The 12,703-nt window shown below is 64.9% G+C and carries 8 protein-coding genes; 3 read left to right on the top strand and 5 right to left on the bottom strand.

The window, feature by feature from the left end:
• Nucleotides 1-66: 66 nt before the first annotated feature.
• Entirely contained in the window at nucleotides 67-3,855 is a 3,789-nt protein-coding gene (locus ACLF6L_RS08650) for a magnesium chelatase subunit H (protein WP_276315713.1), read from the top strand.
• 109 nt (nucleotides 3,856-3,964) lie between these two features.
• Here the strand turns inward: ACLF6L_RS08650 and nspC are convergent, their stop codons facing one another.
• The 3 genes from nspC to ACLF6L_RS08635 all read right to left on the bottom strand — a co-directional run bounded on the left by nspC (nucleotide 3,965) and on the right by ACLF6L_RS08635 (nucleotide 7,162).
• Nucleotides 3,965-5,125 (bottom strand): carboxynorspermidine decarboxylase, encoded by a 1,161-nt coding sequence (gene nspC / locus ACLF6L_RS08645; protein ID WP_238618043.1) that lies wholly within the window; start codon nucleotides 5,123-5,125, stop codon nucleotides 3,965-3,967.
• A gap of 6 nt (nucleotides 5,126-5,131) precedes the next feature.
• Nucleotides 5,132-6,331, bottom strand: a complete 1,200-nt coding sequence (locus ACLF6L_RS08640; protein ID WP_412851454.1) for a saccharopine dehydrogenase family protein — start codon at nucleotides 6,329-6,331, stop codon at nucleotides 5,132-5,134.
• A 162-nt stretch (nucleotides 6,332-6,493) separates the two neighbouring features.
• Complete coding sequence (locus ACLF6L_RS08635; RefSeq protein ID WP_008931497.1) at nucleotides 6,494-7,162, bottom strand: hypothetical protein; 669 nt, start codon at nucleotides 7,160-7,162, stop codon at nucleotides 6,494-6,496.
• An 81-nt stretch (nucleotides 7,163-7,243) separates the two neighbouring features.
• Here ACLF6L_RS08635 and ACLF6L_RS08630 point away from each other — a divergent pair, with 81 nt between their 5' ends.
• The gene (locus tag ACLF6L_RS08630; RefSeq protein ID WP_008931496.1) at nucleotides 7,244-8,077 is read left to right on the top strand and encodes an HDOD domain-containing protein; all 834 of its coding nucleotides are present in this window, start codon (nucleotides 7,244-7,246) and stop codon (nucleotides 8,075-8,077) included.
• Between the two features lie 34 nt (nucleotides 8,078-8,111).
• Here ACLF6L_RS08630 and ACLF6L_RS08625 read toward each other — a convergent pair whose 3' ends face one another.
• Nucleotides 8,112-9,044, bottom strand: a complete 933-nt coding sequence (locus ACLF6L_RS08625) for a 1-phosphofructokinase family hexose kinase (RefSeq protein WP_238618040.1) — start codon at nucleotides 9,042-9,044, stop codon at nucleotides 8,112-8,114.
• A 30-nt stretch (nucleotides 9,045-9,074) separates the two neighbouring features.
• On the bottom strand, nucleotides 9,075-10,643 hold the full coding sequence (locus tag ACLF6L_RS08620; RefSeq protein ID WP_412851453.1) for an alpha/beta hydrolase family protein: 1,569 nt from the start codon (nucleotides 10,641-10,643) through the stop codon (nucleotides 9,075-9,077).
• Between the two features lie 241 nt (nucleotides 10,644-10,884).
• Between ACLF6L_RS08620 and dauA the strand changes: the two genes are divergently transcribed.
• Nucleotides 10,885-12,618, top strand: a complete 1,734-nt coding sequence (gene dauA / locus ACLF6L_RS08615; protein WP_412851452.1) for a C4-dicarboxylic acid transporter DauA — start codon at nucleotides 10,885-10,887, stop codon at nucleotides 12,616-12,618.
• Nucleotides 12,619-12,703 lie beyond the last annotated feature (85 nt).

The raw sequence follows: 12,703 nt of genomic DNA, 5'->3' as shown, positions 1-12,703 counted from the left end.
CATTCCAGGGTGAATTCGTCCGACCGCCTCACCCGGCCCAATCTATCAACAGGCACCAAGAGCATCATGGCAACAAAGCCCAAGTCCACAGTTGATCATACTCCCGTCCGGGTTGTCATCGTGACCATGGACACTCATCTGGCCAGTGCCACGGACCGGGCACGGATCAAGCTCCAGAAAGACCTGCCGGGCCTGACGCTGAGCCTGCATGCCGCCTCCGAGTGGCAGGGCGACCAGGAGGCCCTGGAGGCCTGCCGGTCGGACATCGAGAAGGCGGACATCATTATCGCCACCATGCTGTTCCTGGAAGACCAGTACAAGCCCATCGTGCCGGCCCTGGAAGCCCGCCGTGACAACTGCGATGCCTTGGTCTGCGCCATGTCCGCCGCCGATGTGACCAAGCTGACCCACATGGGCAGCTTCGACATGTCCAAGCCCAGCAGCGGCCCCATGACCCTGCTCAAGCGCCTGCGGGGCAACAAGGATAAGGAATCCGGCGGGACCGCCGGCGCCCAGCAGATGAAGATGCTGCGGCGCATTCCCCAGCTTCTGCGCTTCATCCCGGGCACCGCCCAGGACGTCCGCGCCTATTTCCTCACCCTGCAGTACTGGCTGGGCGGTTCGGAAGAGAACATGAGCAACATGATTCGCTTCCTCGTCGACCGCTATGCCTCCGGCCCTCGCGCCGCCCTCAAGGGCAAGGTGCCGTCCTCCATGCCGGTGGAATATCCCGAGACCGGCATCTATCACCCGGACATGAAACCGCGCATCTCCGACCGTCTGCAGGATCTGCCGGTCCGCTGGTCCGACAAGAATGCCAAGGGTCGGGTCGGGGTATTGGTGCTGCGCTCCTATGTCCTGGCGGGTAATGCCGGCCACTACGATCCGGTCATCCGCAGCCTGGAAGAGGAAGGCATGCAGGTGGTGCCGGCCTTCGCCTCCGGCCTGGACTCCCGTCCCGCCATCGAAAAGTTCTTCATGAAGGATGGCCGTCCCACGGTGGATGCCGTGGTGTCCCTGACCGGTTTTTCCCTGGTGGGCGGTCCTGCCTACAACGATGCCCGCGCCGCCGAGGAGATCCTGTCCAAGCTGGACGTGCCCTATGTGGCCGCCCATCCGGTGGAATTCCAGACCCTGGACCAGTGGGGCAACTCCGACCGCGGCCTGTTGCCGGTGGAAAGTACCATCATGGTGGCCATCCCGGAGCTGGACGGCAGCACCGTGCCCATGGTCTATGGGGGACGTCCCGGTGGTGAAGGGGCGGTCTGCCAGGGTTGCGACACCCCCTGCACCTTCAGCCAGATCGAGAACCCGCAGGACATGTCCACCTGCAAAGAGCGTACCGCCATGCTGGTGGCCCGGGTGCGCAAGCTGGTGGCGTTGCGCCGCTCCGAGCGCGCCCAGCGCAAGGTGGCCATCGTCCTGTTCAACTTCCCGCCCAATGCGGGCAATACCGGCACCGCCGCCTACCTGGCGGTGTTCGAATCCCTCTTCAATACCCTCAAGGCCATGAAGGCGGAAGGGTACCAGGTGGATTTGCCCGAGAACGCCGACGCCCTGCGCGAGGCGGTGATCAACGGCAACCGGGAGCAGTACGGCTCCGATGCCAACGTCCATACCCTGATCCCCGCCGAAGAGCACGTGCGCCGGGAACGCTGGCTCAAGCAGATCGAATCCCAGTGGGGCGCCGCGCCGGGCAAGCTGCTCAGCAACGGCAGCTCCATCCTGGTCCAGGGACGGCAGTTCGGTAACGTGCTGGTGGCCGTGCAGCCGTCCTTCGGCTACGAAGGCGACCCCATGCGCCTGCTGTTCGAGCACGGCTTTGCCCCCACCCATGCCTTCTCCGCCTTCTATCGCTACCTGCGGGAGGATTTCAAGGCTCACGCGGTGCTGCATTTCGGTACCCACGGCGCCCTGGAGTTCATGCCCGGCAAGCAGGTGGGCATGTCCGGCACCTGCTGGCCGGACCGGCTCATCGGTGATCTGCCCAACCTGTACCTGTACGCTTCCAACAACCCCTCGGAAGGGGCCATTGCCAAGCGCCGCGCCGGTGCCACCCTGATCAGCTACCTGACCCCGCCGGTGGCCCATGCGGGGCTGTATCGCGGCTTGCTGGACCTGAAGAGCTCCCTGGAGCGCTGGCGCGGTCTGGAGCCCGAGCAGGCCCATCAGAGGGAGGAACTGGCGGCCCTGATCCAGTCCCAGGCCGCCGAGCTGGAGCTGTGCAAGGCCGAGCCCCTGTGGGATGTCTCCGATGCTGGGGATGCGGACACGCAGATCCTCAAGCTCAACGAACAGATCCTGGAACTGGAGTACACCCTCATTCCCCACGGCCTGCACGTGGTGGGGCAGCCCCTGTCCGAAGAGGAGCGGGTGGACATGCTCCTGTCCATGGCCGAGGCCACCGACGAGAGTCGGCCCGACCGTGACCTGATCGAGGCACTGGTCCGCACCGGTTCCGCCGACAAGGCGGTGAAGCAGACCGGCGCCCAGGTGGACGACGCCACCCTGGAGCGTCTGCGTGAATTGGCCAATGCCGACCATCTGCTGGCCCAGGAAACTGAGCTGGAAGGCATCCTCAAGGCCCTGGACGGACGCTACCTGCGCCCGGCCCCGGGCGGTGACGTCATGCGTACCCCCGAGGTGCTGCCCACCGGCCGCAACCTGCACGGCTTCGATCCCTTCCGGATCCCCAGTGCCTATGCCCTCAAGGATGGCGCCCGCCAGGCGGAACGCCTGCTGGCCCGCCATGTGGAAGAAGGCAACCCGCTGCCGGAATCCATCGCCCTGGTGCTGTGGGGCAGTGACAACCTCAAGACCGAGGGCAGCCAGATCGGTCAGGCCCTGGCCCTGGTGGGTGCCAGACCCCGGTTCGACAACTATGGTCGCCTGGCCGGCGCCACCCTGATTCCCCTGGAGGAGCTGGGGCGTCCCCGGGTCGACGTGGTGATCACCCTGTCGGGTATCTTCCGCGACCTGCTGCCGTTGCAGATCAAGCTGTTGGCCGAGGCCACCTTCCTGGCCGCCAGCGCCGATGAACCGCTGGATCAGAACTTCGTCCGTGCCCATGCCCTGGCCTACCAGGAGAAGCACGGCTGCGATCTGGAAACCGCCGCCCTGCGGGTCTACGGCAACGCCGATGGTGCCTACGGCTCCAACGTCAACAACCTGGTGGAGAACGGCCGCTGGAACGACGAGGACGAACTGGCCGACACTTACACCCAGCGCAAGGGCTTTGCCTACGGCCTGTCCGGCCGTCCGGTGAAGCAGGACGCCCTGCTCAAGAGCATGCTGGCGGACGTACAGCTCACCTACCAGAACCTGGATTCGGTGGAGCTGGGCATCACCACGGTGGACAATTACTTCGATACCCTGGGCGGTATCAGCCGGGCAGTGCGTCAGGCCCGGGGCGGCCAGGATACCCCGGTATACATCGGTGACCAGACCAAGGGTGACGGGACCGTCCGCACCCTGTCGGAACAGGTCGCCCTGGAAACCCGAACCCGGATGCTCAATCCCAAATGGTATGAAGGGGCCCTCAAGCATGGCTATGAGGGCGTGCGCCAGATCGAGGTGCATATCACCAATACCATGGGATGGTCCGCCACCACCGGTCAGGTGCAGCCCTGGGTCTACCAGAAGCTGTCCGAGACCTTCATGCTGGATCCGGAGATGCGCGAGCGTCTGGCCGCCCTCAACCCCACTGCCTCGGCCAAGATGGCCAATCGTTTGCTGGAGGCTTCGGAGCGCAACTACTGGCAGCCCGACGAGGAGACCCTGGAGGCGCTGCGCCGTGCCGGCGAGGAGCTGGAGGACCGTCTGGAAGGTACCTACGAGCAGCCCCCGGCGGCATGATGGGGTGAAAAGGGAAGTAGTGTGAAAAAAGGGCGGGATATCCCGCCCTTTTTCGTGCCTGTCTTTCTGGTTTCGGCGTGTCCGGGTTCCTGTCGTCCCGGAGAATCCGTCAACTCAGTCGACGCATGTAGTCTTCGTAGCCGAAGGTCTTCACTGTCCTCACGGCCCGGGTATCCTCTTCCACCCGGCAGATGGCGGGCAGGCGGATGCCGTTGAAGGTGGTGGTCTTGACCATGGTGTAGTGGGCCATGTCGGTGAATACCAGACGTTGTCCGATCTCCAGGGGACGGTCGAAGGAATACTCCCCGACGATGTCGCCGGCCAGACAGGTGGAGCCACCCAGACGATAGGTGAAGGTCTTCTCCCCCGGCATGCCCGCGCCGATGATCTCCGGTCGATAGGGCATCTCCAGCACGTCCGGCATGTGGGCGGTGGCGGAGGTGTCCAGGATGGCGATGGGACCGGCGTTCTGCACGATGTCCAGCACCGTGCACACCAAGTAGCCGGTGCGCAGGGCGATGGCCTCGCCCGGCTCCAGGTAGACCGTCACCCCCGGATGACGGGCACGGAAATCCCGGATCAGGCGGATCAGCCGTTCCACGTCATAGTCGTCCCGGGTGATGTGGTGACCGCCGCCGAAGTTGATCCACCGTCGGCCCGGGATGTATTGCCCGAACCGGGCCTCGAAAGCCTCCAGGGTGTGCTCCAGGGCATCACTGTTCTGCTCGCACAGGGTGTGGAAATGCAGGCCTTCCAGGCCCGTCAGGTCCACCCCGGCCAGATCCACCGACCGGGTCCCCAGGCGGGAGCCGGGGGCGCAGGGGTCGTAGAGGGCCACCTTGCCTTCGGAATACTCCGGATTCACCCGGATGCCGCAGGAGATGTGCCGGGCCGCCCCGGCCACCTGCGTGCGAAAACGCTGCCACTGGGTGGGGGAGTTGAAGCTGATGTGGTCGGCATATTGCACCACCACCTTCATCTCCTCGTCGGTGAAGGCGGGGGAGTACACATGCACCTCCCCACCGAACTTCTCCGCCCCCAGGCGGGCCTCGTCCTGGCCGCTGGCGGTGGTGCCCACCAGGTATTCCCGGACCATGGGGAAGGTATCCCACATGGCGAAGCCCTTCAGGGCCAGCAGGATGCGACAGCCGCTGTCGGCCTGGACCTGCTTGAGCAGGGCCAGGTTCTTGCGCAGCAGGGCGTCGTCCACCACGAAGGCGGGTGATGGGCAGGCATGGACGTCAAAAAAGGGAGGGGTCGTCTTGTCCATGGGCGATCAGGCCAGGAGATCTCTGTCGGGATTCAGTTCCACCATCTTCCAGGGCAGGCCCATGTCGCCGATGCGTTCCATGAACGGATCCGGGTCCAGCTGCTCCACGTTGAACACGCCGGCACCCTGCCAGATGCCCTGTACCATGAGCATGGCGCCGGTGACGGCGGGCACGCCGGTGGTGTAGGAAATGGCCTGGGACTGCACTTCCCGGTAGCAGGCCTCGTGGTCGCAGATGTTGTAGATGTAGACCTTGCGCCGCTTGCCGTCCTTGATGCCGTCCAGGATCACGCCGATGTTGGTCTTGCCCTTGGTGCGAGGCCCCAGGGAAGCCGGGTCGGGCAGGATGGCCTTGAGGAACTGCAGGGGGATGATCTCCTTGCCTTCGAAGCGGATGGGCTCGATGGAGGTCATGCCCACGTTCTCCAGCACCTTCAGGTGGGTGATGTACTTTTCGGAGAAGGTCATCCAGAAACGGATGCGCTTGAGACCCTTGATGTTGCGGCACAGGGACTCCAGCTCCTCATGGTAGAGCAGGTAGATATCCTTGGGACCGATGCCGTCGAAGTCGAACACCCGCTTTTCCGCCAGGGGAGCGGTTTCCTTCCACTCGCCTTCCTCCCAGTAGCGGCCGTTGGCGGTGATCTCGCGGATGTTGATCTCGGGATTGAAGTTGGTGGCGAACGGGTAGCCGTGGTCGCCGCCGTTGGCATCCAGGATGTCGATGCGGTGGATTTCGTCGAACAGGTTCTTCTGACCCCAGGCGCAGTAGATGTTGGTCATCCCCGGATCGAAGCCGCAGCCCAGGGTAGCCATGAGGTTGGCCTTGGCGTAGCGGTCCTGGAACGCCCACTGCTCCTTGTACTCGAACTTGGCCTCGTCGGGGTGTTCGTAGTTGGCGGTATCCAGGTAGGGGGTGCCGGTGCGCAGGCAGGCTTCCATGATGGTCAGGTCCTGGTAGGGCAGGGCCACATGGATGAGGACATCAGGCTTGAAGGACTCGATCAGGGCCACCAGGGCCTCCACGTCGTCCGCGTCCACCTGGGCGGTCTGGATGGGACGGTCCAGCTGGGCCGCGATGGCGCGGCACTTGGCCTCGTTGCGGCTGGCCAGACAGATCTCCGTGAAGACCTCCGGATGCTGCGCGCATTTGTGGGTGACAACTCCGCCAACGCCGCCGGCGCCGATAATCAGGACTTTGCTCATAGGCCTCGAATCAAACTGGGAAAGATGTGAGAAAAAAGGCGGATCGGACCGGGGTCCGAGACAGGATCATGTTGCAGTGGATGAATTGTGCACCGGGTCCATGACACTCCGGTGTCACGAACCCGTTTGACCGGGGATGATGCCCCTTGATGGGCGCCGGTATCAAGCCCTCTCCACCGCAAAACTCACCGCATAGCGTCGGTTGCTGCCGAACACCAGGGCCATGCGGCCCTGTCCGTGGGTGTCGATTCCCAGGTCCTTGATCCGGTGGAGGGCCTGGGCCTGGTTGAGCCTGCGCAGGGAGGTTTCCACGCTGCCCTTGTGACGGCGGATGTAAAGATTCAGGTCGGGGCGGACGGTGGCCTCAATGTCCTGTTCCGCCTGGTGCATGTCCAGGTTGCCGGAGAGGGTGCGAAGGCCCTGGGGGGATACCTTGAACAGGCGCTCCAGGATGCGTTGCATGCCTTCGATGGGATCTTCCCCCAGATACAGGTTCCACAGGAAACGGCGGACGCCGTAGTCATCGTTCCACCAGCCCCGTTCCGGATTGAGCACATGCACGCCGACGGGGAGGAGGCGATAGGCACCCAGGCCCACGTCATCGGTAAGGATCTCGAAACTCACCTGACGACAGGCCAGATGTCGACGGTTTTCCTTCATCATCAGGGCGGCATTGCGCGGGGTCAGCAGTTTCAGGGCCATTCGGTCCCGGGACTGCAGGGGTCGGCCGCGCTGCACACGGATGGCGTCGATGACTTCCAGGGCACAGCGGGTGATCATGCCCTGGTCGCGGATCAGGCCATGGGGGTCTTCCTGCCTGGTGCTGTTCATGCGACTACGCAATCGGCTGTCAATGGATTACTCTCCGCGAAAGGAAGCTATCGCGCTTGTGCCCGACAGGATACTGGATCCATGCAGGTTGAAGAACACGACATCGTCGACAAGCTGGTCATCCCTCCCCAACCGGAGGTGCTGCGAGTGGTGGTGGCGGAGTCCAGAAGGGAGGATCCCGACCTGGGGCGGGTCGCCCGGCATATCGCCGGTGATGCCAGTATCGCCGGCGGCGTGTTGCAGATCGTCAATTCCCCCCTGTTTCGACGGGCCCGGGAGATCAGTTCCATTCAGCAGGCGGTGATGTTGCTGGGTTTTAACCGGGTTTACGCCATTGTCCGTACCGTCGCACTGCGCAATGCCATGGCTCAGTATCCCGGCATGGCGGCCTTCTGGAAACGCGGGGTCCATGTGGCGGAGTCGGCGGCCCGGGCGGCACGGGTGATCAAGCGCCCGGATCTGGTGGACGAGGCCCATCTTTTGGGGTTGTTCCACATGGTGGGGATTCCAGCCCTGTGCAGTCTGATGGGCGATGAGTATGTCGCCCTGGTCAAGGCGGCGCCGACGAAGGGATGGTCGGCACTGTTGCCGGAGGAGATGCGCTTGTTCGGTGTGCAGCATCCCCGGGTGGGGGCGCTGATCACCCAGCGCTGGCATATTCCCCCGGCGGTGGTCCACGCCATCGACCAGCAGTATGCGGTGGACCAGATCACGCATCTGGGAACCCTCCATGAAGACGTGCCGGATCTGGTCGTCATTCTCAAACTGGCCCTGCGTTTTGCCACGGCGGTGGATGCCTCCCTGATGACCTATGCGGAATGGAGCATCAGCAGCGAGCATCTGGTGGATTATCTGGCATTGCCCGATCCGGCGGCGCTGGATGCCCTGGTGGACGAGGTGGCGATGCAGGACTGAGCCGAAAGCGAAAGGCAGGCATGGGATCATGCACCTACTCCTGCTGCGTCAGCATTTCCCAGAAGTGCATCACGTCGGACTTGTGGCACAGTTCGGTACCCGAGGTGAGCACCGTGGCCGTTCCCGCCGCCACGCCCAGGGCGAAGGCCCGGGAGATGCTTTCACCGGTGGAAAGGCCGTGGGTCATGCCGGCCACGAAGCTGTCACCGGCACCGACGGCGCTCTTGGCGGTCACTTCCGGTGTCTTGAGCCAGGCGATGCCGTCCCGGGTGGCCAGCAGGGCGCCATCATGCCCCAGCGTTACCGTCAGGATCTCGACGCCTCCATCGGCCACGATCTCCCGGGCCGCTGCTTCCAGTTCCCTGGGGTCTTCCAGATCCCGTCCCATCAGCGCGGCAAACTCACCCCGGCTGGGCTTGGCCAGGTAAACGCCTTCTTCCAACGCGGCCGCCAGTGCCGGTCCGGAGGTATCCAGGACCATCCGGGCACCGCGTCGCTTGGTCATCACCGACAGACGGGCGTAGACATCTTCCGGTGTCCCCCGCGGGATACTTCCGCTGGCGATCACGTAGTCGAAGTCCAGCAGTTCGATGAAATCCAGGGCGGCCTTCCACTCGGCTGGCTGCACCGTGGGACCTTCCGGGGTGAAGCGGAATTCCTGTCCTGAACTCTGTTCGTAGACCACGTGGCTGACCCGGGTGGTTTCGCGGGTGTGGACCCGGTGAGCCATGACCCCGGCATCGGCCACCAGTTCGTCGAGCACGTCACCGGACCGTCCACCGGCCAGATAGACGGCGAAACTCTGCCCGCCAAGCTCGTTGACCACCCGGGCCACGTTGATGCCGCCGCCGCCCGGGTCCATGCGCTCGTTGGTGGTGCGGATCTTGTGGACCGGCCTGACCTTGTCGGTGGCGCATGAGGCATCCACGGCCGGATTCAGGGTCAGGGTGACGATTCTCTTTGTCATTGGTTGTCCTCTTGGTTGTCCCGCTTCATCTTATGCCCCCACCAGGGGGAAGGTCACGCTCATGCCCCAGGCCAGGGCCAGGGCCACCGCCGTCGCGCCCACCCAGGGGTGCCCCGTGGCGCGATATATCCACCCGCTGAGCAGGCCGTAGACGGTGAGACACACCAGGATCGCCGGCAGGATGATGATCAGGAAGAACAAGGTCTCCAGCCGCAGGGCCACGGCCAGGATCAGGGACAGGAATAGAAAGACCTTGGTCAGGGCATAGGCCCCGCGGGCCGCTTCAGACCCTCGGGTCATCCATTCGTCGGCGGAGAAGAACAGGAGCATGCCCAGAAACACCAGCGGCAGGATCAGCGCCCGCTCCGGTCCGGGCAGATAGCCGGTGACATAGAGATGAACGGGGATGCCGATGGCCAGGGTGAGATAGCCGGCCGCCAGCAGCACGGCCGGAGCCAGGGCCTGCCAGCGGATGGTGACCCCGGCGGATTCCCGGTGGCGACGGGCCGACCATCCCAGCAGGCCCCAGCAGAGCAGGCCATAGACGGCAAAATGCAGGGCCAGGTAGTCCACCAGCAACAGGGGCAACAGCCCCACGGGCACGGGCCAGAGCAGCAGGGGCGTGAGCAGGGCCGGTAACCAGAGGATTTTCAGCAATTGCCGACGGGGCAGGCCCAGACCCACCGACGGGACCGCCACCCGGGGCAGCAGGCGGGAGAGGGGCCAGGCCAGGGCGATGATGCCCAAAAACAGCAGGCCCAGCCAGGGGCCGCGCCGGTCCAGATCACCGTCGTGGCTTGCACCCGCCGGGCTGACGCTGGCGTTCAGCCACGCCAGGGACTCCCGCAGCATGTCCCGCGCGTAGAGCACGCCAATGTGTTCCACCCCGCCGGCCAGAGCCAGGCGCCGGGCCGAGCCGTCCGCCATGTTGCCGTAGGTGACGCCCGTCTCGGGGGTATCCGTCAAGGGGGCAAAAGCCGCCAGGGCGGCCTGATGGAGGCCGGCGGGTTCGAGCCCGCCGAACACGAACAACAGGTTGTTCAGTGTCTCCATGGGAAAGGCGCCCGAGATGTAGGGGGAGAGCAGCACGGCGGCCCGGACCCGGTCGGAGTGTTCATGCATGTGCATGAGTATGATGTCCCCGGCCATGGAGTGCCCCAGCAACGCCAGGCGTCCATCCGAACGGGGCAGGGCCAGGCCCGTGGTCACCGCGGTCTCCAGCGCTCCGCCCAGCAGGCCGCGACGCTTGTCCTCGTCCAGCAGATCGGCGACGAAGGGCTGGGTATTGGCGCCGTGGCCGGGGAAGTCGAAGGTCAGGGCGATGTACCCGTTGCGGGCCAGGGTGATGGCCAGGGGCTGCATCATCTGCCGTGAGCCGGCAAAGCCGTGGGCAATGACCGCGACCGGGGCGGGAGCCTCCCGGGCCGGCAGATATAGGGTCATGGGTACGCCATCCACCTGAATCTGACGTATCTCGAGCCCCCGGGTACCGGCATGAAGTTGCCAGAGGGCGGTCAGAATGGCCGCCAGGGACACCAGCGCCACCACCCAGAGGGCCAGGGTCCGTCCGTTGCCTGAAGAATGGAATGCCTTTGCCATGCCTTGCTCCATGATTCTGGATGCCCAGTTCCGGATGTTCACCGTTTACGGCTCGCCAGGGCAAGACCGTGACGCGTGAATCCCCTGATTTGTGTCAGAAGTGATACCATCATTCCGTTTGGCAATATCTGCCACGACTCCCGTCACCTTGCATCAGGCACAGGCCGTGGTCTGCCCCGGGCAGCTGTCTGCCATCCCCTTGCCGTCGTCGAACCGTCAGCACCTTTGAGGAGTGTCATTCATGCACAATTCCCCCTGGTCCGGCCGCATGCCCGGTCTGTTCATGGGGCTTCGGGCCGCCTGGAAGGAAGGCTACGGTCTGGCCAACCTGCGCAAGGATGTGATGGCCGGCCTGACCATTGGTATTGTCGCGGTGCCCCTGGCCATGGCGCTGGCCATCGCCGTGGGGGTGCCGCCCCAACATGGCCTGTACACGGCCATCGTGGCGGGGGCCATCATCGCCCTCACCGGAGGCTCCCGTTTCAACGTCTCCGGGCCCACGGCGGCCTTCGTGGTGATCCTCATCCCGGTGGTGCAGCAGTACGGTCTGGGCGGCTTGCTGGTGGCCACCGTGATGGCCGGACTGATCCTGATTGCCCTGGGGTTGACCCGCATGGGTGCCCTGATCCAGTTCGTGCCCTATCCGGTGGTACTGGGGTTCACCGCCGGCATCGCCGTGGTGATCGCCACCCTGCAGTTGCCGGATTTTCTGGGGCTGACCGTGGATCATCTGGGAGAGCACTATCTGGCCAACCTGGGGAGCATCGTGTCCGCCTTCCCCAGCATCAACCCGATGGAGTTGGGGGTGGGCATCTTCACCCTGCTGATCCTCATCTTCTGGGGACGTCTCAAGGTTCCCGTGCCCGCACCCCTGGTGGCACTGGTGGCGGCGGCCCTGGCCACATGGGCCCTCAATCACTGGCTGGGCGGTGGGGCCGTGGATACCATTGCCTCCCGTTTCACCTGGGAATACCGGGGGGAGTCGGGGCAGGGGATTCCGCCCATTCCCCCCGCCTTCGCCCTCCCGTGGCATCTCCCCGGTCCCGACGGGCAACCGTTGCAGCTGAATTTCGATCTGATCCGGGCATTGCTGGGGCCGGCCTTTGCCATTGCCATGCTGGGCGCGATCGAATCCCTGCTCTGCGCCGTGGTCGCGGATGGGCTGAGCCGAACCCGCCATGATCCCAACTCGGAATTGATCGGGCAGGGCCTGGGCAACGTGGTGGCACCCTTCTTCGGCGGCATCACCGCCACCGGTGCCATCGCCCGGACCGCCACCAACATCCGCAGCGGGGCCCGATCCCCCATTGCCGCCGTGGTCCATGCCCTGGTGGTGCTGATCGCGGTGGTGGGCCTGGCCGGCGTGCTGGGCCATGTCCCCATGGCGGCCCTGGCCGCGCTGCTGTTCGTGGTGGCCTGGAACATGAGCGAGGCCCACCTGTTTGCCCGCACGATCCGCTCCGCTCCCAGGCCCGATGTGGCCATCCTGCTGATCTGCTTCGGCCTGACGGTGCTGTTCGACATGGTGCTGGCGGTGGCCGTGGGCATGGGGCTGGCGGCGGCCCTGTTCATTCATCGCATGTCCCTGATCACCCACTCCGACCGGGTGCAGACGGACCGTCATCCGGATACCCGCTCACTGCCGGCGGCGGTGGCCCTTTATGACGTCAACGGTCCCCTGTTCTTCGGTGCCGCGGAGAAGGCCATGTCTTCCCTGCGGCTGGTGGACCCCGGCGTGAAGGTGGTCATGCTGGACATGCGGGATGTCCCCAGCATGGACGGCACCGCCCTGGTGGCCTTGCAGAGCCTGATCACCGATCTGCGTCAGAAGGGGATCGCCCTCATCTTCGTGGGCATGAAGGCCCGCCTGATCGTCAAGCTGCGCCGGGCCGGGGTACGCAAGGAGGCGGGGCGCCTGACCTATGTGACGGACATGGAGGAGGGCGCCAGGGTGGCCCGGCGCTGGCTGGGGTGATGGCGGCAGGATCTTGGAACGATCCCGATGCGAGCGGCTATTCTAAGAAGGACACCCCGTCGGGGCCAGCCGCGGACGCCCCGCC

The organism is Ectothiorhodospira shaposhnikovii (assembly GCF_047222355.1).
Taxonomy (GTDB): Bacteria; Pseudomonadota; Gammaproteobacteria; order Ectothiorhodospirales; family Ectothiorhodospiraceae; genus Ectothiorhodospira.
The sequence above is the reverse complement of the archived record's forward strand: the minus strand, read 5'-3'. Positions and strand labels throughout refer to the sequence as shown.